Here is a 23,693-nt window from a genome sequence, read left to right on the forward strand (position 1 = left end):
TTTACAGAAGTGATGTTGCAAGATGTCACTCCGCCGCGAGGCGAAAAATCCGGGGCTTTAGCTCAGCTGGGAGAGCGCCTGCATGGCATGCAGGAGGTCAGCGGTTCGATCCCGCTAAGCTCCACCAATTTTACAGTTCAAGGTCTGGCCACACCGGCCTTGAATCGATCAGCTCTCAGCACTGATCAGTTGTATAGAAGGTTTTGCGTCCCCTTCGTCTAGTGGCCTAGGACACCGCCCTTTCACGGCGGTAACAGGGGTTCGAGTCCCCTAGGGGACGCCACGATTACCCGCTCTGCGGGATTTTATAAGGGTCATTCAATTATTGAATGGCCCTTTTGTTTGTCTGGCGTTTGGCCAAACCCCCAATTTCTCTCACACTGTTCTTCAGACCAGCGGTCACATCCACGACTTGCGGAAAATTATTATGAGAATAATATTCTAGTCGTAATATTCGGAGGCAACGATGAACGATAAAAAAGCTCAAACCCGCGAACGCATTCTCAAGGCCGCCAGCGCAGCGCTGATTCAGCGCGGCCCGGCCGAACCGAGCGTGGGCGAGGTGATGGGGGCGGCTGGCCTGACGGTTGGCGGCTTCTATGCGCACTTCGAAAGCAAGGACGCGATGATGCTGGAGGCGTTCAAACAGTTGCTCGGTCATCGTCGTGAACTGATCGCCGATATGGATGCCCAGTTGACTGGTGAAGAGCGGCGGGCGTTGGTCGCTGCATTTTATCTGTCACGCAAACACCGTGACTCTTCTGATTCTGCTTGCCCGATCCCGGCGTCTGTCGGCGAATTGGGCCGGCTGCCAGACGCGTTTCGTGTCGCGCTGAATGAGCACGTGGAGTTGATGGTCGCGCAGTTGGCGGCCAGTCCGGAAGACACAGAGAAAGCTTTGGCTGACATGGCCTTGATGGTGGGTGGTTTGGCTCTGGCGCGGGCGCTGGGGCCTGGAGAGTTGTCTGATCGATTGCTGCGCGCCGCGAAATCAGCGGTGCAATGACCTGAAGGCAAACGCCTGGGGAGTGAGAGCGATGAGCGCGTTAAAGTGGGTTCGTGGCGTTAATGGCACCTTGGGCTGGTTTGCACCGCAGTTGGTCGCAAGCAAAATGCGACTCGCATTCATGACCCCGCGCACGCGGCCCCCGCGTGATTGGGAGCTGCCGCTGCTGGCGAATTCCGAGCGCATCACGTTGCGCTTCGGTCTCTCGGCATTGCGTTGGGGGCAGGGTCCGGCGGTCTTGCTGATGCACGGTTGGGAAGGGCGCCCCACGCAGTTTGCCAGCCTGATCACCGCACTTGTAGAGGCCGGTTATAGCGTGGTTGCGCTGGATGGCCCGGCACATGGTCGTTCTCCGGGTAGAGAGGCAAATGTCGTGCTTTTCGCCCGCGCCATGCTCGAAGCCGCCGCCGAGTTGCCACCGCTGCGCGCCGTCATCGGCCATTCCATGGGGGGCGCCAGTGCGATGCTTGCCGTGCAGTTGGGCCTGCGCACTGAAACCCTGGTAACCATTGCCGCCCCGGCACGAATTCTTGGGGTCCTGCGTGGTTTTGCGCGCTACGTGCGGCTGCCGCCCAAAGCGCGCTCGGCATTCATTCGTCAGGTCGAGAACGACGTCGGCATGCGCGCCGCCACGCTGGATGTCGCGCACTATCAGCTCGACATGCCGGGCCTGATCGTCCATGCCGACGATGATGATTTTGTCCTGGCCAAAGAGTCTCAGCTGATCCATGAAGCCTGGTTCGACAGTCGCCTGTTGCGTCTGGAGGCGGGCGGTCATCAGCGAGTGCTGGCCGATCCTCGGGTCATTGAGGGCGTGTTATCACTGTTGGCCGGACGCAGCCTGCAATCACGCCAATCCGCTTGAGCATCCGTTACACTGCCTCGGTCAAAATTTTCTGACTGGGAGTGGGGCATGGGCTGGGATCGGGCAACGCCATTTATCATTGACCTGGAAGTGGGCGCCGAAGACATCGACGGGCTGGGGCACGCGAACAACGCGGTCTATGTGACCTGGCTCGAGCGTTGCGCCTGGCGGCACTCCCAGCGCCTGGGCCTGGATCTGGTCGAGTATCGGCGTCTTGACCGGGCGATGGCCGTTGTACGTCACGAGATCGATTACCTCGCGGCAGCCTATGAAGGCGACGAATTACAGTTGGCAACCTGGATTGTCGATTGGGACCAGCGCCTGAAAATGACCCGGCACTTTCAACTCAAGCGCCCCAGTGACAACACCACATTGCTCAGGGCGCAAACCACGTTCGTCTGTATCGAGCTGTCTACCGGCAAGCCCAAGCGCATGCCGGCAGAGTTTATCGAGGGCTACGGGCCGGCGTTGTTGTCGCAAGAATTGAACACCACCCAAATCTAGTGTGGGAGTGAGCCTGATCGCGATTCAGGCGGCGCGGTTTAGCCATTACACCGCGTCATCGTTTATCGCGAGCAGGCTCACTCCTACAAGGAATCTGCGATTCCCCGCGCAATCCAGTAAACTGCGGCACGTTTTTCGTCGAGTGTGTTTTTCATGCAAATTGCTTTGGCGCCCATGGAGGGGTTGGTCGACAACATCCTGCGGGACGTGCTGACTCGGGTGGGCGGTATCGATTGGTGCGTGACCGAATTCATCCGCATCAACGACCAGCTGCTCACGCCTGCCTATTACCACAAGTTCGGCCCTGAACTGCTGCACGGCGCAAAAACCGCTGCCGGCGTGCCCTTGCGCGTGCAGTTGCTGGGTTCCGACCCGGTTTGCCTGGCGGAAAATGCCGCGCTGGCCTGCGAGCTGGGCTCCCAGGTGATCGACCTTAACTTCGGTTGCCCGGCCAAAACCGTGAACAAATCCCGCGGTGGCGCCGTTCTGCTCAAAGAGCCTGAGCTGCTGAACCAGATCGTTGAACATGTGCGCCGCGCTGTTCCGGCTCACATCCCGGTCACCGCCAAAATGCGCCTGGGTTTCGACAGTCCTGACGGTTCGCTGGTCTGCGCCACGGCACTGGCCGAAGGCGGCGCGGCTCACATCGTCGTGCACGCGCGAACCAAGACCGACGGTTACAAGCCGCCCGCTCATTGGGAGTGGATCCCGCGTGTACAGGACGTGGTCAAGGTGCCCGTGTTCGCCAACGGCGATATCTGGAGCGTCGAAGACTGGCGCCGCTGCCGCGAAATCAGTGGCGTGGAAGACATCATGCTGGGGCGCGGCCTGGTGTCGCGTCCCGACCTGGCGCGTCAAATCGCTGCGGCGCGCGCCGGTAAAGACGTCGTCGAGATGACCTGGGCCGAACTGTTGCCGCTCATTCAAGACTTCTGGCTGCAAGCCAAGGCACAGATGACACCCCGCCAATCACCCGGCCGCCTGAAGCAATGGCTGGCGATGCTGACCCGAAACTACCCCGAAGCAGTCGAACTGTTCACCGTGCTGAGACGTGAAACCGAACTGGATCAGGTTTCGCGTTTATTGGGTTTGCAAGTTCGCGAAGCGGCCTGAAAAAATCTTCAAAAAACCTCTTGAAAAGTAATCAGTGGTCCTTATCTAAGGGTTACGCGATGCCGAATTCGGGTCGCGGAGACATAGAACCTTGCTGATTATTTTCAGGAGATTTTGAATCATGAGTACTGCATTTTCCCTGGCGCCCCTGTTCCGTTCCTCGGTCGGCTTCGATCGTTTCAACGACCTGTTTGAAACCGCCTTGCGCAACGAACCAGGCAGCACCTACCCGCCTTACAACGTTGAAAAACACGGCGACGATCAGTACCGCATCGTCGTAGCGGCAGCCGGTTTCCAGGAAGAAGACCTGGACCTGCAAGTCGAGAAGGGCGTGCTGACCATCAGTGGCGGCAAACGCGACGCAACCGAAGGCGTGACCTTCCTGCATCAAGGCATCGCCCAGCGTGCGTTCAAACTGTCGTTCCGCCTGGCGGACCACATCGAGATCAAAGCCGCCGACCTGCGTAATGGTCTGCTGAGCATTGACCTTCTGCGCGTCGTGCCGGAAGAAGCGAAAGCCAAGCGCATCCCGATCAATGGGACGCAGCAACCTGCTCTGCAGCATTGATTCAGAGCAATCAAGAAGGGCGCCGACGGCGCCCTTTTTTGTGTCTGTCGCTACATCATCGAAGGAGTTCCTGAAACGCCTCCACCGGCAACGGCCGGCTGTGCAAATACCCCTGATAAAAATGACAGCCCAGCCCCTGCAAAAACTCCAATTGCTCCGCTGTCTCAACTCCCTCTGCAATCACCTTCAACTCCAGGCTTCGGGCCATGGCGACAATGGCGCGGATGATTTCGGCGTCGTTGGGGTCGGTGGTCGCGTCGCGGATGAATGACTGGTCGATTTTCAGGGTGTCGACCGGCAGGCGCTTGAGGTAGGTCAAGGAGGAGTAACCGGTACCAAAGTCATCCATCGCGAAGCTCACGCCGAGTTTTTTCAGGCGCCGCATTTTGTTGATGGTGTCTTCCAGGTTCTGGATGACGATGCCTTCGGTGATCTCCAGTTTCAGCAGTGAGCAGGGCAGCCCATGGCTGCTGAGGCTGTGTTCGATGCGCTCGACAAAGTCGTTCTGGCGAAACTGTCGTGGGCTGATGTTCACGCACAGGCTGAAATCCAGCGGATCGATCAGACCCTGCGCCACCAATTGTTTAAAGGCTTCGCAGGCTTCGTCGACGATCCAGGTGCCGACCTCCAGGATCAGTCCGCTGTCTTCGAGCACTTTGATGAACTCGGTGGGCGATTGCGCGCCGAGTTCCGGGTGATTCCAGCGCACCAGCGCTTCCGCGCCGACGATGCGGTTATCCCTGGCGTCCACCTGGGGTTGGTAATGCACGCGAAACTCGCCCCTTGAAAGTGCCAGGCGCAGGTCGGTTTCCATGCGCAGGCGCTCGCTCGCAGCCTTCTGCATGGCGTTGTGGTACATCTGCGTGGTGTTGCGGCCTGAATCCTTGGCCCGATACAGCGCGATGTCCGCGCGTTTAAGCAGGTCGGTTGGCGTCGAGCCATGATCGGGAATCAAGGCGATACCGATACTCGGCGTCACTTGCAGACGCTGGCCGTCGAGGAACATCGGTTCCGACAGCAGTTCGCGCAAGGTGTCCGCCAACTCGCGCACCTGGGCACTGACTTCGTTGCGCGAGCCTTCCAGGCCGCTCAGCAGCACGACAAATTCATCGCCGCCCAGGCGCGCGACCGTGTCTTCCATGCGCACGCTGGCTTCAAGGCGCGCGGTGATGATTTTCAGCACCGTATCGCCGACCGGATGGCCGAGCGAATCGTTGATGTGCTTGAAGTGATCGAGATCGAGAAAGAGCAACGCACCCCGCAGGTTGTGGCGCTTGAGCAGGGCGATCTGTTGGCTGAGGCGATCCATCAGCAGTGCGCGGTTGGGCAGATTGGTCAGTGGATCGTGATAGGCCAGGTGACGGATCTGCGCTTCGGCGTTCTTCAGCAGGCTGACGTCACGCGCGGTCAACAGCAGGCACGCGGTTTCGTTAAGGGTGATCGGTTCTACCGAGACTTCGACGGTCAGCAATTCGCCCCGCTTGTTGCGCCCGAGCATCTCCTGGTGATGAACCCGACCTTTGAGCTGTAACTCGGCCAGCAGTGAGGACCGTTGTTTTTCTTCGGCCCAAATGCCCACCTGGTACACCGTCCGCCCGATGACTTCATCGGCGCGGTAACCGGTCAGTCGGCAGAACCCGTCATTGACCTCCAGATAACGTCCGGTGTCGCGCTCGGTGATGGTAATGGCGTCGGGGCTGGAGTGAAACGCCTTGGCGAACTTCTCTTCGCTGGCCTTGAGTGCCGCTTCGGAGCGCTGCTGTTGAGTGATGTCACGCAAATTGGTGACGATGCACGGCTGGTCGCCGACGCTGATCTGGCGACTGGAAATTACACAGGTCAACGACTGCCCGTTCTTGTGTTGAACGTGAATCGCCACGTTGCTCAATCCCTGTTCACGGATGACCTGTTCGATCCGCTGCAGGCTCTTGGACGAGGCGTCCCACAGACCGATCTCATCGGCGCTACGGCCGATCACATCGGCGGCGCTCCAGCCGAACGTCTGGGTAAAGCTGGAGTTGATTTCGATGAATTGGCCACTGTCCTGATGAGTGACACAAATCGGGTCCGGGCTGACCTGGAACAGCGTGGCGAATTTTTCTTCCGAGGCAATCAACTGCTGTTCGCGCTCCACCTGTTCGGTGATGTCCAGCAGGGTGCCAGCCATGCGCAAGGGCGCGCCATTTTCATCGCGATAGAGGCGGGCTCGGCTTTCCAGATAGCGCGAGGTACCGTCCGCCAATTGCACGCGATAGGTCAGCTGATAATTGCCGGCGGGACCTTCGCGCAAGCTGCGGTAGGCGTCACGCATGGTGTCGCGCTCTTCACCGGGCACGCCCTCGAAAAATTCGTCAAAGGACTCGTGGACGGGTTTGGCTTCCATCCCGTGCAGTTGCGCGGCGCGCGCCGAGCCGTAAAGCATGCCGCTGGGAATGTGCCAGTCCCAAGTGCCGAGTTGCGCAGAATCCAGTGCCAGGTCCAGGCGCTCCTGACTGTCTTTCAGGGCATGCTCGGCGGCCTTGCGTTCGGTGGTGTCGAGGAAGGTGCTCAGCAGATACGGTTGGCCTTCGAGCTCGACCTTTTGTGCGCTGAGGATGCCGTCGTGGATCTGCCCGTTGCTGGCGCGAAACTGCACTTCCATGCTGACCAGCTCGCCTTTGGCCTTGGTCGCTTTGACCAGGTGCTCGCGTTGTTCCGGGTGCACCCACAAGCCAAGCTCGAGGGTGGTGCGGCCAATGGCATCCTGCACGGGCCAGCCGAACAGGCTCTCGAAATACTGGTTGGCCTCGGTGATCAGGCCATCTTCCTGACGAGTCAGCAGCACCATGTTCGGGCACAGGTGAAACAGCGTTGCAAAGCGCTTCTCCGAGCTGGTCAGGGCTTGTTCACGCTGGCGCTGATGGGTGATTTCGCGGATTACGCCGATCATGCGTGGGTGTCCATCCTTGTCTGGCAGCAGGCTGCCATTGATTTCGAGCCAATGCAGGCTGCCATCGGGCCAGCGAATGCGGTGATGCATCGCCTGTGCCAGCGGTGCGCCGGCGATCACGGCGTTAAAGGCGCGGACGGTTTTTGCCCGATCCTCTGGCGGCAGCAGGTCGAGGTATTCCAGGTCGGCGGGCAATGGCGTGTGCGGGTCAAAGCCGAACAGCGCTTGTGTGCCCCGTGACCAGCTGATTTGCCCGCGTTCGATATCCCAATACCAGGCGCCCAAACGTGCACCGTTAAGGGCGGCCAGCAATTGCGGTGCGCTTTCCCAGCTCTGCTCTGACTGTTTTGGGTCAAGCGCCTGAATACGCGGCATTGGCGGAATTCGGTCAACAGATTTCGGCATTGGCAAGCCTTAAGCTGAGTGGGCGTTAGGCGCAGGGTCTCGCGGCTCTATAGGCGTAGCACACGTTAGCCATGAGTCCCTGGCCGATCGATTTGTGCATCCAGCAAGGCCATAAAGGCCCGTGCCGCATTCGACAGCGTCCGTTCGGTGTGCACGATATAGCCTAGCTGGCGAGTGAGCTGTATGCCCGGCAAAGGTATGCGCGCCACCTGATCATCGAGCATGGTGCGTGGCAATACGCTCCAGGCCAGGCCAATCGAGACCATCATCTTGATGGTTTCCAGGTAATTGGTGCTCATGGCGATGTTTGGCGTCAGGCCCTGCGCTTCGAACAGACGCTGGACGATGTGGTGGGTAAAGGTGTTGCCGCCGGGGAACACAGCCGGGTGCAGGGCAATGTCCGCCAGGCTGACGGCGCCGTTGCTGATGAGCGAATGTTCCGGCGCGACCACAAAGTCCAGCGGGTCGTCCCACACCGGTGTGGCCTTGACCAGCGAGTGGGGCTCTGGCGCAAGGGTGATGACCGCCAGCTCGGCGCGACCGTGGAGGATTTCCTCATAAGCCACTTCCGAATCGAGGAACTGAATATCCAGCGCGACCTGTGGGTAGCGTCGAGTGAACTCCCTTAATAAGGGCGGCAAACGGTGCAGGCCGATGTGGTGACTGGTGGCCAGGGTCAGGCGGCCCGTCACTTCGCCGGTCAGGTTGGTCAGGGCGCGGCGGGTATCGTCCAGCACATTGAGGATCTGATAAGCCCGCGGCAGCAGGGCGCGCCCGGCCTCGGTAAGACCGACTTCACGGCCCAGGCGATCGAACAGGCGCACCTTCAATTGCTGTTCCAGACCGGCGATACGTTTACTGATCGCGGGCTGGGTCAGGTGCAACCGTTCGCCTGCGCCAGAGAAGCTGCCGGTCTCGGCAATCGCGATAAAAGCATTCAGGTTGGCGAGGTCCATTTAGGTATTCCAGCTGGTTATCCAAAGCATAAAAAATATGAATTTGAGTTATTTAATGTAACCCCCTAGGATCGACCTCACAAGCCAAGGGGTTATTGAAAAAGCCCAGGGCATAGAAACAAGCTGATGAGGACCGTCTGATGGCCGGCAAAACGCTTTACGACAAGCTTTGGGATTCCCATGAAGTGAAACGGCGCGACGATGGGTCGTCGTTGATCTATATCGACCGCCACATCATCCATGAAGTGACTTCGCCCCAGGCTTTCGAAGGCCTGCGCCTGGCCGGGCGCAAGCCTTGGCGCGTCGACTCGATCATCGCTACCCCGGACCACAACGTGCCGACTACCCCGGATCGCAAGGGCGGGATCGAAGCGATCACCGACCAGGTCTCGCGTTTGCAGGTTCAGACCCTCGACGACTATTGCGACGAATATGGCATCACTGAATTCAAAATGAATGACGTGCGTCAGGGCATCGTTCACGTGATTGGTCCGGAGCAGGGCGCGACCTTGCCGGGCATGACCGTCGTCTGCGGCGACTCGCACACCTCGACCCACGGCGCGTTTGGCGCGTTGGCACACGGCATCGGCACCTCCGAGGTCGAGCATGTGTTCGCCACGCAGTGCCTGGTCGCCAAGAAAATGAAAAACATGCTGGTATCGGTCGAAGGCCAATTGCCGTTCGGCGTCACCGCCAAGGACATCGTGCTCGCGGTGATCGGCAAGATCGGCACCGCTGGCGGTAATGGCCATGCCATCGAGTTCGCTGGCAGCGCCATTCGCGATCTGTCGATCGAAGGCCGCATGACCATCTGCAACATGTCCATCGAAGCCGGCGCTCGGGTGGGGCTGGTCGCTGCGGACGAAAAAACCGTGGAATACGTCAAAGGCCGTCCATTCGCCCCGAAAGGTGCGGAATGGGACATGGCGGTCGAAGCCTGGAAAGACCTGGTGTCCGACGCTGATGCCAAGTTCGATACCGTGGTTGAACTCGACGCCACCCAGATCAAGCCGCAAGTCAGCTGGGGCACCTCGCCAGAGATGGTCCTGGCCGTTGATCAGAACGTGCCGGACCCGGCGAAGGAAATGGACCTGGTCAAGCGCGGTTCCATCGAACGCGCCTTGAAATACATGGGGTTGAGTGCCAATCAGGCCATCACCGATATCCAGCTGGACCGCGTATTCATTGGTTCGTGCACCAACTCGCGAATTGAAGACCTGCGCGCCGCGGCCGTCATCGCCAAGGGCCGCAAAGTCGCTTCGACTATCAAGCAGGCTATCGTCGTGCCGGGCTCGGGCCTGGTGAAGGCGCAGGCCGAGGCAGAAGGTCTGGACAAGATTTTCCTCGAAGCCGGTTTCGAGTGGCGTGAGCCGGGGTGCTCGATGTGCCTGGCGATGAACCCGGACCGTTTGGAGTCGGGCGAGCATTGCGCCTCGACCTCCAACCGCAACTTCGAAGGGCGTCAGGGCGCCGGTGGCCGTACGCACCTGGTGAGCCCGGCCATGGCCGCGGCAGCTGCCGTCAACGGTCGTTTCATCGACGTTCGCGAACTGATCTGAGGAACCGCACATGAGAGCTTTTACCCAACACACCGGTTTGGTCGCGCCATTGGACCGGGCCAACGTCGACACCGACCAGATCATTCCGAAGCAGTTTCTGAAGTCGATCAAGCGCACCGGGTTCGGTCCGAATCTGTTTGACGAGTGGCGCTATCTGGACGTGGGCTATGCCTACCAGGACAACTCCAAGCGTCCGCTGAACAAGGATTTCGTGCTCAACGCCGAGCGTTATCAGGGCGCCAGTGTGTTGCTGGCCCGTGAGAACTTCGGTTGTGGTTCCAGCCGTGAACACGCGCCGTGGGCCCTGGAAGAATACGGTTTCCGCAGCATCATCGCGCCGAGCTATGCCGACATCTTCTACAACAACAGCTTCAAGAACGGCTTGCTGCCGATCATCTTGAGTGACGCTGAGGTTGATGAGCTGTTCCAGCAGGTTGAGGCGAATCCTGGCTACGAGTTGACGGTCGACCTGCAAGCCCAGACCGTGACCCGGCCGGATGGCAAGGTCTACAGCTTCGAACTGGATGAATTCCGCAAGCATTGCCTGGTGAATGGTCTGGACGACATCGGCCTGACCTTGCAGGACCACGAGGCGATTGCGACGTTTGAAGGCAAGCACCGGGCGAGTCAGCCTTGGTTGTTTCGTGACGCGTAAATTAGCGTAAGGCGTGATGACGCCATCGCCAGCAGGCTGGCTCCCACATTGGATTTGCGGCGTTCACAAAACCCTGTGGGAGCTGGCTTGCCAGCGATGAGGCCCGACCAGGCAACACAAGGCTTAAACCCAAAAGGAAATCTTCATGACCAGCACCGCCCACAGTCAGGTTGTACAAAAGCAATTCGGTGAACAGGCCTCCGCCTACCTGAGCAGCGCCGTACACGCTCAAGGCACCGAATTCGCCTTGTTACAGGCGGAACTGGCAGGGCAGGGCGATGCACGGGTGCTGGACCTGGGGTGCGGCGCCGGGCACGTAAGTTTTCACGTGGCTTCGCTGGTCAAGGACGTGGTGGCTTACGACCTGTCGCAGCAGATGCTCGACGTGGTGGCCGGTGCTGCCGTTGACCGGGGCTTGAGCAACGTGTCGACGGTCCTTGGCGCCGCCGAGCGCCTGCCGTTCGACGACGGTGAATTCGACTTCGTCTTCAGCCGTTACTCCGCGCACCACTGGAGCGATCTGGGGTCGGCGCTGCGCGAAGTCCGTCGGGTACTGAAGCCGGGTGGCGTGGCGGCGTTCATCGATGTGTTGTCACCGGGCAGCCCGTTGTTCGACACTTACCTGCAAAGCGTCGAAGTGCTGCGCGACACTAGCCATGTGCGCGATTATTCCGCCGGTGAGTGGTTGCGTCAGGTCAGCGAGGCGGGGTTGCATGCCCGCAGCACTAGTCGTCAACGTCTGCGCCTGGAATACAACTCCTGGGTCGAACGCATGCGCACGCCACAGGTGATGCGCGCCGCGATCCGCGAATTGCAGCAGTCCATGGGCAACGAAGTGCGCGAATATTTTGAGATTGAGGCCGATGGTTCGTTCAGTACCGATGTGCTGGTTCTGATTGCAGAACGCTAAGCACTGAACGATAGCCGCCGGACGATAGAATTTTTCCGGGTGCGCCCAAGGGGCGCACCGACTGATGACATGAGGAAAGCATGAGCAAGCAGATTCTGATTCTCCCAGGTGACGGTATTGGCCCGGAAATCATGGCCGAAGCGGTCAAGGTGCTGGAGCTGGCTAACGACAAGTACAGCCTGGGCTTCGAATTCAGCCACGACGTGATCGGCGGCGCGGCCATCGACAAACATGGCGTGCCGCTGGCCGACGAAACCCTGGAGCGTGCCCGCGCGGCAGACGCTGTGTTGCTGGGCGCCGTGGGCGGCCCGAAATGGGACACCATCGAGCGTGATATCCGTCCAGAACGCGGTCTGCTGAAAATCCGTGCGCAACTGGGCCTGTTCGGCAACCTGCGTCCGGCGATCCTCTACCCGCAACTGGCCGACGCCTCCAGCTTGAAGCCGGAAATCGTTTCCGGTCTGGACATCCTGATCGTTCGCGAGCTGACCGGCGGCATCTACTTCGGCGCGCCACGCGGTACCCGCACCCTGGAAAACGGCGAGCGTCAGTCTTACGACACGCTGCCTTACAGTGAAAGCGAAATCCGCCGTATCGCCCGTGTCGGTTTTGACATGGCCATGGTGCGCGGCAAGAAGCTGTGCTCGGTGGACAAGGCCAACGTGCTGGCTTCCAGCCAGCTGTGGCGTGAAATCGTCGAAGAAGTGGCCAGGGATTACCCGGAAGTTGAACTGAGCCACATGTACGTCGACAACGCTGCCATGCAACTGGTGCGCGCACCCAAGCAGTTCGACGTGATCGTGACCGACAACCTGTTCGGCGACATCCTGTCCGACCAGGCTTCCATGTTGACCGGGTCCATTGGCATGCTGCCGTCGGCGTCCCTGGACACCAACAACAAGGGCATGTACGAGCCGTGCCACGGTTCGGCGCCGGACATCGCAGGCAAAGGCATTGCCAACCCGTTGGCGACCATTTTGTCGGTGTCGATGATGCTGCGTTACAGCTTCAACCAACAGGCTGCCGCTGATGCCATCGAGCAAGCCGTTAGCCTGGTTCTGGATCAAGGCCTGCGTACCGGCGACATCTGGTCGACGGGTTGCACTAAGGTCGGTACGCAGGAAATGGGCGACGCAGTAGTCGCCGCGCTGCGGAATCTGTAATCTCTCGGGCCCGCTGCCACTTTCAACGTCGAAAGCAGCGGCCCACTTTTTAAAGAAGGTGTAGTTGCGATGAAACGTGTAGGTCTGATCGGTTGGCGCGGTATGGTCGGTTCCGTGCTCATGCAGCGGATGCTGGAAGAGCAGGATTTCGATCTTATTGAGCCGGTGTTTTTCACCACTTCCAATGTCGGTGGCCAAGGCCCGTCCGTGGGCAAGGATATTGCGCCGCTCAAGGACGCTTACAGCATTGAAGAGCTGAAGACGCTTGACGTGATCCTGACCTGCCAGGGTGGCGACTACACCAGCGAAGTCTTCCCGAAACTGCGCGAAGCCGGCTGGCAGGGTTACTGGATCGACGCCGCTTCCAGCCTGCGCATGCAGGATGACGCGGTGATCGTGCTGGACCCGGTGAACCGCAAGGTCATCGACCAGCAGCTCGATGCAGGCACCAAGAACTACATCGGCGGCAACTGCACCGTCAGCCTGATGCTGATGGGCCTTGGCGGTCTGTTCGAAGCCGGTCTGGTGGAGTGGATGAGCGCCATGACCTATCAGGCGGCTTCCGGTGCCGGCGCGCAGAACATGCGTGAGCTGATCAAGCAAATGGGCGCAACCCACGCTTCTGTCGCTGATCAACTGGCGGATCCTGCCAGCGCCATCCTCGACATCGACCGTCGTGTGGCCGAAGCCATGCGCAGCGACGCGTACCCGACCGAAAACTTCGGCGTTCCGCTGGCCGGCAGCCTGATCCCGTGGATCGACAAGGAACTGCCGAACGGTCAGAGCCGCGAAGAGTGGAAAGCTCAGGCCGAGACCAACAAGATCCTCGGTCGCTTCAAGAACCCGATTCCGGTCGACGGTATCTGCGTGCGTATCGGCGCCATGCGCTGCCACAGCCAGGCGCTGACCATCAAGCTGAACAAAGACGTACCGATCGCCGATATCGAAGGGCTGATCAGCCAGCACAACCCTTGGGTCAAGCTGGTGCCGAACAGCCGTGAGAGCAGCATTCAGGAGCTGAGCCCGACGAAAGTCACCGGCACCCTGAATGTACCGGTTGGCCGTCTGCGCAAGCTGAACATGGGTTCGCAATTCGTCGGTGCCTTCACCGTCGGCGACCAGCTGTTGTGGGGCGCGGCCGAACCGCTGCGTCGCATGCTGCGGATTCTGCTTGAGCGTTGATCGATTGATGCAATGAAAGAGCCCGTGCCTTGAAAGAGGTGCGGGTTTTTTTATGTCTGAAGTTTCCCGGTAGTCTGGTCTGGCCTCATCGCTGGCAAGCCAGCTCCCACAGGTTTCATGGTGTACCCGGTTTTGTGCTTGAAACCATTCACTGTGGGAGCTGGCTTGCCAGCGATGGGGCCTTTACGGGCACCGTCGAATTGCCTGCATCCCCACCACCCGGTAAAGTGCCGCTCCCCCCGTTTCGCCAGAGGTAGAACCATGAGCCAGACCCTTGATATTGCCGTGATCGGCGCGACCGGTACTGTCGGCGAAACGCTTGTGCAGATTCTCGAAGAGCGCGACTTCCCGGTGGGCAACCTGCACCTGCTTGCCAGCAGCGAGTCCGCCGGGCATTCGGTGCCGTTTCGCGGCAAGAACGTACGCGTACGCGAAGTCGATGAGTTCGACTTCAGCAAGGTCCAGCTGGTGTTCTTCGCCGCCGGTCCCGCGGTCACTCTCAGCTTCGCCTCGCGCGCCACGGCTGCCGGCTGCTCGCTGATCGACCTGTCCGGCGCTTTGCCCGCCGATCAGGCACCGCAAGTCGTGCCTGAGGCCAACGGCGACATCCTCGTCGGGATGAAAAAGCCTTTCCAGGTCAGCAGCCCAAGTCCTTCGGCCACCACCCTGGCCGTGCTGCTGGCGCCGTTGCTCAGCATCATCGACCTGCAACGCATCCATCTGACGGCGAGTCTGGCGGTGTCAGCCCAGGGTCGTGAAGCCGTGACTGAACTGGCGCGGCAAACCGCCGAGCTGCTCAATGTACGTCCGCTGGAGCCAACGTTCTTTGATCGGCAGATGGCCTTCAACCTGCTGGCTCAGGTCGGCAAGCCGGATGAGCAGGGCCATACCTTGCTGGAAAAACGCCTGGTGCGCGAAGTGCGTCAGGTGTTGGCGCTGCCTTCGTTAAAGATTTCCGTTACGTGCATTCAAGCGCCGGTGTTTTTTGGCGATAGCTTTAGTGTGACTCTTCAGTCTTCGCGTGAAGTCGACCTGGCGAAAGTCAACGCCGCCCTGGAAGACGCGCCGGGCATCGAACTGGTAGAAGCCGGAGATTACCCGACAGCGGTGGGCGACGCGGTAGGGCAGGATGTGGTGTACGTCGGTCGGGTCCGCCGGGGAATTGACGACCCGTCGGAACTTAATGTCTGGCTGACGTCAGATAACGTACGCAAAGGTGCCGCGCTCAATGCTGTGCAGGTGGCTGAATTGTTGATAAAAGACCTAGCGTAAAAGATACTTGGCAACAATTTGTCGACTGAATCTGGCCGGGCGCTATGCTTGGCCGAAGTGCTGATCGCGAGTCACCCTTCGGGGCTTCGCGTGGCAAGAAAGAAAAGATCGCGCGCGACGACCCTTCGCCGCCGCGCGCAATGCCTTACGGCAGCGACTATCAACACCTTCTCGCTGGCCGAGGAATGTTCAAACAAAGGATGAGGCTATGGTTCAAGTTCGCAAACTGGTGTTAGCAATAGCGGCCGCCTCGGCGCTGTCCTCCGGTGTGGCGCATGCCCTCGGGCTCGGGGAGCTGACCCTGAAGTCGACGCTGAACCAGCCGCTGGTGGCGGAAATCGAGCTTCTTGATATCAAGGAGCTCACTGCTGCTGAAGTGGTGCCGAGCCTGGCCTCACCCGAAGATTTCGCCAAGGCCGGTGTCGACCGCCAGGCGTTTCTCAACGACCTGACCTTTACTCCGGTGCTCAACCCCGGCGGTAAAAGCATCCTGCGTGTGACATCCAGCAAGCCACTGTCCGAACCGATGGTGAAATTCCTGGTTCAGGTGATGTGGCCGAGCGGTCGATTGATGCGCGATTACAGCGTATTGCTCGATCCTTCAAAATTCTCGCCGCAGACCGCTGATGCGGCTGCTCAGCCTGCACCAACGCAAACCGTTGCGGCACCAGTCACCGGCGCAACCAAGTCCGCCCAGTACACCACCACGCCGCGCGATACCTTATGGGAAATCGCTGCAAAGGCGCGTAATGGCGGGTCGATCCAGCAGACCATGCTGGCCATCCAGGCACTGAACCCGGATGCCTTTATTGACGGCAACATCAACCGTTTGAAAACCGGTCAGGTGCTGCGTCTGCCGGATCAGGCGCAAAGCACCAATCTGCCGCAACCTAAAGCCATCGCCGAAGTCGCCGCACAGAACACGGCGTGGCGTCAGGGGCGTCGCTATGTACCCAAGGCGGGCGCTGGCCAGCAACAACTGGATGCCACTAACCGTCCTCGCGGTGATGGCGCGACCTCGCAAGCTCCCAAGGACAACTTGAGCCTGGTCTCGGCCGAGACGGGCAAGCCCGGTGCCAAAGGCGCTGCGGGCGATGCGAAGAAGTTGAGCAACAAGCTGGCGGTAACCCAGGAAAGCCTCGACACGACCCGTCGTGACAACGCCGAACTGAAAAGCCGCATGACCGATCTGCAAAGTCAGATGGACAAGCTGCAACGCCTGATCGAACTGAAGAACAACCAATTGGCCAAGTTGCAGGCTGAAGGCGCTGCAGACGCTCCGGTGGATGCAGGTGCGGCTGCCGCGCCAGCCATGTCGGCGGAACTGGCAGGCAGTCCAGCGGCAACGACGCCTGCCGAAGCCGTGCCGACAGCACCGGTGACACCCGCGTCAGCGCCTGAGGCTGTGGTGCCGGAAGCCGCGCTGGCACCCGCTGAAAAACCGGTCGAGCCGACGCCGGTTAAAACCACTGACGATCAGAAATTCAATGAGCTGCTGACCAATCCATGGTTGCTGGGCATGGTCGGCGGTGGCGCAGTCATCCTGCTGCTTCTGTTGCTGTTGCTGGCCCGTCGGCGCAAAGCTCAGCAAGAAGCTGAAAAGCATCTGCGCATGGCTCGCGCATTGTCCGAGGAGCAGGAATTCTCGGTCGATCACGATTTGCCGGAAAGCAGCTTCGAAGGTCTGGAAGTTCCGCCTGCAAGCGTGAAGCTCGCCACGGCGCCGGCTGTAGAGCCGACTCCAGCGCCTGTGCCTGCACCGGCGCCAGTGATCGCTCCGGTCATCGTAACGCCGCCAATCGCAGCGCCGCTGATCTCGCCAGCCGCCGAGCACAATGATGATGTGTTGGGTCGGGCGCAGTCGCACATTGCTGCCGGTCGCCTGAATCAGGCCGCCGCGATACTGGAAGATGGCATCAAGCAGGAGCCGCAACGCAGTGATTTGCGCTTGAAGCTGATGGAAGTCTACGGGCAGCAGGGCGATCGCGATGCGTTCGTCGCCCAGGAGCGCAAGCTGATTGCCAACGGCGACAACTTCGCTCAGGTCGAACAGTTGAAAAGCCGCTTCCCGGCCATGGCGCTCGTGGCGGCGGGTGGTGCTGCGGCTATCGCAGCGCAAATGGATGCCCAGTACGTCAAGGACCTGATGCTGGATGAGCCAGAGGCGCCTGCGCCAGTGGTGCCGGCTGATGACGAATTTGATCATGACTTCGACTTGAGCCTGGATGATCTGGAAACCGCTTCTCCGGCCGTTGTTTCTCCCGAAGCGAACCCCGTGGAAGATCTGGATGCATTCCCGTCTGACGATGATCTGAGCTTTGAGTCGGTGTTGCAGCAGCAGACTGATATCAAGGAAAACCTCGACGACCTGTCTGATTTTGATCTGGACATGGACCTCGGTGGTGAAGCTTCGCCAGCCACGTTGGCCGAAGATGATTTCCTGCTGAACCTGGACGACGATGCCAAGGATCTGCCGGTTGCGGAAGCGCCGAGTGTTCCGGAAGTGACACTGGACGATCTGGAATTGCCGGCCGACTTCGACCTGTCGCTGGCGGACGAAATGGACGCCCCCGTCGCTGCCGATGATTTGTCCGCCAAGCCTGACGATTTCAGCGCGGAGCTCGATCGTCTATCCCAGGACATCAGCGGGCCGACCTTTTCAGCGGAAGACGCCATGGCCTCTGCCGCTGACGAGCCTGAGTTCGACTTCCTTTCCGGTACCGACGAAGTGGCCACCAAACTCGATCTGGCCCAGGCCTACATCGACATGGGCGACAACGACGGTGCGCGGGACATCCTCAACGAGGTGGTGACCGAGGGTGATGACGGTCAGAAGAGCGAAGCGAAGGAAATGTTGTCGCGCCTCGCTTGAATGCTCGGTAAGTCGTAAAGAGAACGGCAGCCCATTGAGGCTGCCGTTTTTGTTTCTGCCGGGAGTGCGAGGGTGGTGGTGGTGGTGGTGGTGGTGGGATGGTCATCGCGGGCAAGCCCGCTCCCACAGTGATTTGCGCCGTTCACAAAACCTGTGGGAGCGGGCTTGCCCGCGATGAAGCCCTAACATTCAACACTGTGTCGACTGTTGCACTGGCATCCACCTCCCACAGCCTTATAATGCCCGCCTTTGCGTACATCAGCAGGCTGTCACTCCTTGGCAAATATAGATAATCCTGCCGCCGAAATGGCGGCCGACGGCTTTTTCCGGATCGCGTTGGGCGTTGAATACAAAGGCTCGCGTTATCGCGGCTGGCAGCGTCAGGCCTCCGGCGTGCTCACCGTGCAGGAAACCCTGGAAAAGGCGTTGTCGAAAGTCGCCGACTCGCCTGTCTCGCTGCTCTGCGCCGGTCGCACTGACGCCGGTGTGCACGCATGCGGACAGGTGGTGCATTTCGACACGCAGGTCGAGCGCTCTATGAAAGCCTGGGTCATGGGTGCCAACATCAACTTGCCCCACGACATCAGTGTCAGTTGGGCCAAGGCCATGCCGGCGGATTTTCATGCACGGTTCAAAGCCATTGCCCGGCGCTATCGCTACGTGATCTACAACGATCAGATCCGCCCGGCGCACCTGAACGATGAAATTACCTGGAACCACCGGCCCCTGGACGTCGACCGTATGGCCGAGGCGGCGCAGTACCTGGTGGGTACCCATGATTTCAGCGCTTTCCGCGCGGGTCAGTGCCAGGCCAAGTCGCCGATCAAGGAGCTTCACCACCTGCGAGTCACTCGCCACGGCAAAATGATCGTGCTGGACATCCGTGCCAGCGCGTTCCTGCACCACATGGTGCGCAACATTGCCGGCGTGCTGATGACCATCGGTGCCGGCGAGCGCCCGGTGGAGTGGATGAAAGAGGTGCTGGAGAGCCGAATCCGTCGTTCCGGCGGGGTGACCGCGCATCCTTTCGGCCTGTACCTGGTGCAGGTCGAATACCGCGATGAGTTCGAATTGCCGCAGCGTTACATTGGCCCGCACTTCTTGACCGGTTTCACCGAACTTGACGGCTGACGCCCTCGAACGCATTTGTTACCATCCGGGACTTTCTCGGATTTGCCTTGGGGTTCTATCGACATGTCAGCCGTTCGCAGCAAGATTTGCGGGATTACCCGCATAGAAGATGCGTTGGCAGCGGTAGAGGCCGGGGCGGATGCGATCGGATTCGTCTTCTATGCAAAAAGCCCGCGTGCCGTGACGTTTCAGCAAGCGCGAGACATTATCAAGGCGCTGCCGCCGTTCGTGACCACCGTGGGATTGTTCGTCAACGCCAGTCGTTGCGAGTTGGGCGAACTGCTCGACGCCGTGCCGCTGGATCTGTTGCAGTTCCATGGTGATGAAACGGCTGCGGATTGTGAAGGCTGGCACCGTCCGTACATCAAGGCGCTGCGGGTCAAGGCCGGTGACGACATTGCGGCCGCTTGCGATGCCTTTCCCAGTGCCAGCGGTATCCTGCTGGATGCCTATGTCGAGGGCGTACCTGGGGGAACCGGGGAAGCATTCGACTGGTCTCTGATACCTCAAGGGTTGAGCAAACCGATCATTTTGGCGGGTGGCCTGACACCGGACAACGTTGCCGAAGCGATTGCGCGGGTCCGGCCTTACGCGGTCGACGTCAGTGGCGGGGTAGAGGCGAGCAAGGGAATCAAGGATCACGCAAAGGTTCAGGCGTTCATCAAGGCAGTACGCGGCACGTTGATGTGACGGCTGGCACACTGCCGCCGTCCACAGGCATGGCTGAGGGTTTTTGGGTGGTACGCAGGTCACATTTTGCTGATCCGGCCATCCAGTCGATCATCGCCGCACATATGAATTTAGCTCAAGGGCATACGCGGGGCTGCGAACCAAAGTGTTCGAGCCGCCGGTACTGGAGAAAGAAAGCATGAGCAACTGGTTAGTAGACAAACTGATCCCTTCGATCATGCGTTCCGAGGTCAAGAAGAGCTCGGTGCCTGAAGGTCTGTGGCACAAATGCCCGTCTTGCGAGGCTGTGCTGTATCGTCCGGAGCTGGAAAAGACCCTGGACGTTTGCCCCAAGTGCAATCACCACATGCGTATCGGCGCCCGCGCCCGTATCGACATTTTCCTCGACGCCGAAGGCCGTGCCGAACTGGGCGCCGAGCTGGAGCCCGTCGACCGTCTGAAATTCCGTGACGGCAAGAAGTACAAGGATCGCCTGACCGCCGCACAGAAAGCGACCGGCGAAAAAGATGCCCTGATCTCCATGAGCGGCACGCTGCTGGGTATGCCGGTCGTGGTGTCGGCTTTCGAATTTTCCTTCATGGGCGGTTCGATGGGTGCCATCGTCGGTGAGCGCTTTGTACGCGCTGCCAACTACGCACTGGAAAACAAATGCCCGATGATCTGCTTCGCTGCCTCCGGCGGCGCGCGGATGCAGGAAGCCTTGATCTCCCTGATGCAAATGGCCAAGACCTCCGCGGTGCTGGCGCGTCTGCGTGAAGAAGGCATTCCGTTCATCTCGGTACTGACCGACCCTGTCTACGGCGGTGTTTCCGCCAGTCTGGCGATGCTGGGCGATGTGATCGTCGGCGAACCGAAAGCCCTGATCGGTTTTGCCGGTCCGCGCGTCATCGAACAGACCGTGCGTGAAAAATTGCCGGAAGGCTTCCAGCGCAGTGAGTTCCTGCTGGAACACGGCGCGATCGACATGATCATTCACCGTCAGGAACTGCGTCCGCGCCTGGGCAACCTGCTGGCACAGATGATGGGCCTGCCGACGCCTAAATTCGTCGCCGCACCTATCGAGCCAATCGTGGTTCCGCCGGTGCCTGCCAACATATGACCCAACGTACCCTTGGCGAGTGGCTCGCCTACCTTGAGCAGTTGCACCCTTCGGCCATCGACATGGGCCTGGAGCGCTCGCAACAGGTAGCGTCCCGCATGGGACTGGGCAAGCCGGCGCCTCGGGTGATCACGGTCACCGGCACCAACGGCAAGGGTTCCACCTGCGCATTTGTGGCTTCGTTGCTACGGTCGCAGGGCCTGAGCGTCGGCGTTTACAATTCTCCGCACCTGCTGCGTTATAACGAGCGGGTGCAGGTCAACGGCGTCGAAGCAACCGACGCCGAGCTGTGCGAAGCCTTTGCTGCAGTCGAGGCGGGCCGCGGCGACACTTCCCTGACGTACTTCGAAATGGGCACCCTGGCGGCGTTCTGGCTGTTTCAACAGGCCGGGCTTGACGCGGTGGTGCTCGAAGTCGGTCTGGGCGGGCGTCTGGATACAGTCAACGTGGTAGATGCCGACATGGCGCTGGTCACCAGCATTGGCGTCGATCATGCCGATTACCTGGGTGATACCCGGGAATCCGTGGCGTACGAAAAAGCCGGTATCTTCCGCCAGGGCGCGCCTGCGCTTTGCGGCGATCTGAATCCTCCACAACCTTTGCTTGATAAGGCGCGCGAGCTGGCTTGTCCGTTTTTCTTGCGCGGGCGTGATTTTGATCTGGGTGTGACCGATCATCACTGGCAATGGCGCGGTGTCGACGCTCAAGGGCAGGTGATTGAGCTGCGTGATCTGCCGTTGCTTGACCTGCCGATGGAAAACGCCGCGCTGGCGTTGCAGGCTTATCTGCTGATGGATCTGCCGTGGGTGGATGCACAGATTGTCGATGCCCTGAAGGCTACGCGGGTGGTAGGGCGTCTTGATCGCCGTCAGTTCGACTGGCAAGGCAAGCACCTGAGCCTGTTGCTGGACGTGGGCCATAATCCTCATGCGGCCGAGTACCTGGCTCGTCGACTGGCCAGTCGGCCACCGGCAGGCAAGCGTCTGGCCGTGTTCGGATTGCTGGCGGACAAGGATCTCGATGGTGTTGTGGGCGAGTTGAATGCTAGTGTCCAGCACTGGGCGGTTGCGCCGCTGGATTCGCCTCGGTCACGGCCAGTTGCCGATTTGCACGGGGTGTTGCAGAACCTTGGCGCTTCGGTAACGTCCTATGACAGCGTGGCTGCAGCCCTCGATGGGCAGTGTGCATTGGCCACGAGCGACGACGAGATTCTGTTGTTCGGATCATTTTATTGTGTCGCCGAGGCCCTTGAATGGTTGGCCCGGCGCTCCACGGAGGAAGCGGCAAATGGCATTGCTGGATAAAGCCTACAAACAGCGGATGGTCGGTGCCCTGGTTCTAGTGGCACTGGCGGTGATTTTCCTGCCGATGCTGTTTTCGCGTCAGGATGAACAGCGCCAGGTGAGCGTTGAGGCGCCCGCCGCACCGCAAGCACCTTCGATGCCGCAAGTGCAGGTCGAGCCCGTGGTCGTGCCCGAGCCGCAGACGCTTCCGCAAGAGCCGGTACCGAGCGATGAGGAAATCGCTCAGCAGGAAGAGCCTTCGGTGCCGATCGCTCCGACTGCCCCTGTCGCGCCTGCACCTGCTGCCAAACCCGCCGCCAAACCCGCCGCGCCGGCGCCTGTGCCAGCCATGGCGGCCAAGCCAAGCACGCCGCCTGCCCAACCGATCACCGCGGCCCCAGGCAAACCCGATACCACGCAAAGTCGCGTCGATGCCAATGGCCTGTCGGTCAGTTGGTCGGTGCAACTGGCCAGTCTGTCGAACCGAGCCAGCGCGGAAAGCCTGCAGAAATCCTTGCGCAGCCAAGGCTATAACGCCTACATCCGCACAGCGGACGGCAAGAACCGGGTATTCGTCGGGCCGCTGATTGAGCGCGCAGAAGCCGACCGTTTGCGCGACTTGCTAAGCCGCCAGCAGAACCTCAAGGGTTTTGTAGTGCGCTTCCAGCCTGAGCGCGGTTAAAACGGGCCGATCTCTGTAGCAGCTGGCGCAGCCTGCGTCCGGCTGCGAAGCAGCTGTCAATCCCGCTTGCACGGCGTGCCGGATAGACCCAATTGCCTGATTTTACGGCTCCTGCGCAGTCGGACGCAGGCTTCGCCAGCTGCTACAGGGGCGAGTGCAGTTTCGATAAGGGTTAAAACTATTGCCCCGATTTGAAATGCACTGACAATCGCAGCTTACCGATCAGCATGGGCTCTGCTAAAATGCGCCGCCTTATCCGTCTGTAGGCTGCACTGTGCCATTTACCTGGGTTGATTGGGCGATCGTTGCAATAGTCGCCATCTCCGCATTGATCAGTCTGAGCCGCGGCTTCGTCAAAGAAGCATTATCGCTGGTGACCTGGATCATCGCAGGAGTCGTCGCCTGGATGTTCGGTGGTTCATTGTCCGAGTACCTCGCCGGATACATAGAAACGCCATCGGCTCGTGTAATCACGGGCTGTGCCATCATGTTTGTCGCCACGTTAATCGTAGGCGCAATGATCAATTATCTTATCGGCGAGTTGGTTCGCGTCACCGGGCTATCCGGGACCGATCGATTTCTCGGCATGGCCTTCGGCGCAGCGCGTGGCGTGTTGCTGGTGGTCGTGGCGATCGGGCTGTTGAGCCTGGGGCCGGTACAGCAGGACGGGTGGTGGAAAGAATCACAGCTCGTGCCAAAGTTTCTATTGGTCGCAGACTGGTCCAAAAACCTGATTCTCGGGTGGAGCAGTCAGTGGCTTGCCAGCGGTATCAGCGTACCCGCTGAGATACCGTTCAAGGAGCACCTCTTGCCGACGGCCAAAACGCCTCAGTGAGTGTTGTTCAGTTC

20 protein-coding genes and 2 tRNA genes are annotated in these 23,693 nt (G+C 60.0%); 20 read left to right on the plus strand and 2 right to left on the minus strand.

The annotated features are described in order from the left end of the window. Nucleotides 1-51: 51 nt before the first annotated feature. The 7 genes from ACA063_RS09840 to ACA063_RS09870 all read left to right on the plus strand — a co-directional run bounded on the left by ACA063_RS09840 (nt 52) and on the right by ACA063_RS09870 (nt 4,056). Nucleotides 52-127: transfer RNA gene (locus tag ACA063_RS09840), tRNA-Ala, on the plus strand. A gap of 80 nt (nt 128-207) precedes the next feature. Beyond that, nucleotides 208-283 (plus strand) — tRNA-Glu (locus ACA063_RS09845). Between the two features lie 183 nt (nt 284-466). Continuing rightward, on the plus strand, nt 467-1,006 hold the full coding sequence (locus tag ACA063_RS09850) for a TetR/AcrR family transcriptional regulator (protein ID WP_497665688.1): 540 nt from the start codon (nt 467-469) through the stop codon (nt 1,004-1,006). Between the two features lie 31 nt (nt 1,007-1,037). Continuing rightward, the gene (locus ACA063_RS09855; RefSeq protein WP_497665689.1) at nt 1,038-1,871 is read left to right on the plus strand and encodes an alpha/beta fold hydrolase; all 834 of its coding nucleotides are present in this window, start codon (nt 1,038-1,040) and stop codon (nt 1,869-1,871) included. A 48-nt stretch (nt 1,872-1,919) separates the two neighbouring features. Continuing rightward, nucleotides 1,920-2,375, plus strand: a complete 456-nt coding sequence (locus ACA063_RS09860) for an acyl-CoA thioesterase (protein WP_194690384.1) — start codon at nt 1,920-1,922, stop codon at nt 2,373-2,375. Between the two features lie 153 nt (nt 2,376-2,528). After that, nucleotides 2,529-3,488, plus strand: coding sequence for a tRNA dihydrouridine synthase (locus tag ACA063_RS09865; protein WP_162439733.1), 960 nt, complete (start codon nt 2,529-2,531; stop codon nt 3,486-3,488). A gap of 121 nt (nt 3,489-3,609) precedes the next feature. Further along, nucleotides 3,610-4,056: an Hsp20 family protein gene (locus tag ACA063_RS09870; RefSeq protein ID WP_162439732.1), complete on the plus strand. Its 447-nt coding sequence runs from the start codon at nt 3,610-3,612 to the stop codon at nt 4,054-4,056. Nucleotides 4,057-4,111: 55 nt separating this feature from the next. Here ACA063_RS09870 and ACA063_RS09875 read toward each other — a convergent pair whose 3' ends face one another. Both ACA063_RS09875 and ACA063_RS09880 read right to left on the minus strand, forming a co-directional pair. After that, the gene (locus tag ACA063_RS09875; protein ID WP_497665690.1) at nt 4,112-7,390 is read right to left on the minus strand and encodes a PAS domain S-box protein; all 3,279 of its coding nucleotides are present in this window, start codon (nt 7,388-7,390) and stop codon (nt 4,112-4,114) included. 65 nt (nt 7,391-7,455) lie between these two features. Then, nucleotides 7,456-8,346 (minus strand): LysR family transcriptional regulator, encoded by an 891-nt coding sequence (locus ACA063_RS09880; protein WP_162439724.1) that lies wholly within the window; start codon nt 8,344-8,346, stop codon nt 7,456-7,458. Between the two features lie 140 nt (nt 8,347-8,486). On the opposite strand from ACA063_RS09880, the gene leuC reads away from it, so the two are divergent. The 13 genes from leuC (at nt 8,487) to ACA063_RS09945 (ending at nt 23,679) form a co-directional block, all read left to right on the plus strand. Next, nucleotides 8,487-9,905, plus strand: a complete 1,419-nt coding sequence (leuC, locus tag ACA063_RS09885; protein ID WP_162439723.1) for a 3-isopropylmalate dehydratase large subunit — start codon at nt 8,487-8,489, stop codon at nt 9,903-9,905. A gap of 10 nt (nt 9,906-9,915) precedes the next feature. Continuing rightward, nucleotides 9,916-10,560, plus strand: coding sequence for a 3-isopropylmalate dehydratase small subunit (gene leuD / locus ACA063_RS09890; RefSeq protein ID WP_162439722.1), 645 nt, complete (start codon nt 9,916-9,918; stop codon nt 10,558-10,560). Nucleotides 10,561-10,705: 145 nt separating this feature from the next. Further along, nucleotides 10,706-11,470 carry a class I SAM-dependent methyltransferase gene (locus ACA063_RS09895; protein WP_497665691.1) on the plus strand — a complete coding sequence of 255 codons (765 nt, stop codon included), beginning with the start codon at nt 10,706-10,708 and terminating at the stop codon, nt 11,468-11,470. A gap of 80 nt (nt 11,471-11,550) precedes the next feature. Next, nucleotides 11,551-12,633: a 3-isopropylmalate dehydrogenase gene (gene leuB, locus ACA063_RS09900; protein ID WP_497665692.1), complete on the plus strand. Its 1,083-nt coding sequence runs from the start codon at nt 11,551-11,553 to the stop codon at nt 12,631-12,633. Between the two features lie 69 nt (nt 12,634-12,702). Further along, complete coding sequence (gene asd, locus ACA063_RS09905; protein WP_497665693.1) at nt 12,703-13,815, plus strand: aspartate-semialdehyde dehydrogenase; 1,113 nt, start codon at nt 12,703-12,705, stop codon at nt 13,813-13,815. 261 nt (nt 13,816-14,076) lie between these two features. Then, the gene (locus ACA063_RS09910; RefSeq protein ID WP_497665694.1) at nt 14,077-15,087 is read left to right on the plus strand and encodes an aspartate-semialdehyde dehydrogenase; all 1,011 of its coding nucleotides are present in this window, start codon (nt 14,077-14,079) and stop codon (nt 15,085-15,087) included. Between the two features lie 208 nt (nt 15,088-15,295). After that, complete coding sequence (locus ACA063_RS09915; RefSeq protein WP_497665695.1) at nt 15,296-17,959, plus strand: FimV/HubP family polar landmark protein; 2,664 nt, start codon at nt 15,296-15,298, stop codon at nt 17,957-17,959. A gap of 306 nt (nt 17,960-18,265) precedes the next feature. Beyond that, nucleotides 18,266-19,090 carry a tRNA pseudouridine(38-40) synthase TruA gene (gene truA, locus ACA063_RS09920; RefSeq protein WP_194690765.1) on the plus strand — a complete coding sequence of 275 codons (825 nt, stop codon included), beginning with the start codon at nt 18,266-18,268 and terminating at the stop codon, nt 19,088-19,090. Between the two features lie 63 nt (nt 19,091-19,153). Continuing rightward, nucleotides 19,154-19,780 (plus strand): phosphoribosylanthranilate isomerase, encoded by a 627-nt coding sequence (locus ACA063_RS09925; RefSeq protein WP_162437754.1) that lies wholly within the window; start codon nt 19,154-19,156, stop codon nt 19,778-19,780. A gap of 178 nt (nt 19,781-19,958) precedes the next feature. Then, the gene (accD, locus tag ACA063_RS09930; RefSeq protein WP_162437753.1) at nt 19,959-20,879 is read left to right on the plus strand and encodes an acetyl-CoA carboxylase, carboxyltransferase subunit beta; all 921 of its coding nucleotides are present in this window, start codon (nt 19,959-19,961) and stop codon (nt 20,877-20,879) included. After that, entirely contained in the window at nt 20,876-22,183 is a 1,308-nt protein-coding gene (gene folC, locus ACA063_RS09935) for a bifunctional tetrahydrofolate synthase/dihydrofolate synthase (protein ID WP_497665696.1), read from the plus strand. Before accD ends, folC begins: the two co-directional genes overlap by 4 nt. Continuing rightward, nucleotides 22,167-22,844, plus strand: coding sequence for an SPOR domain-containing protein (locus ACA063_RS09940; protein WP_497665697.1), 678 nt, complete (start codon nt 22,167-22,169; stop codon nt 22,842-22,844). The genes folC and ACA063_RS09940 overlap by 17 nt, the downstream gene beginning before the upstream one ends. Before the next feature lie 274 nt (nt 22,845-23,118). After that, nucleotides 23,119-23,679, plus strand: coding sequence for a CvpA family protein (locus ACA063_RS09945; protein ID WP_497665698.1), 561 nt, complete (start codon nt 23,119-23,121; stop codon nt 23,677-23,679). The last annotated feature ends 14 nt before the right edge of the window (nt 23,680-23,693 follow it).

This window comes from Pseudomonas sp. LBUM1643 (genome assembly GCF_059716215.1).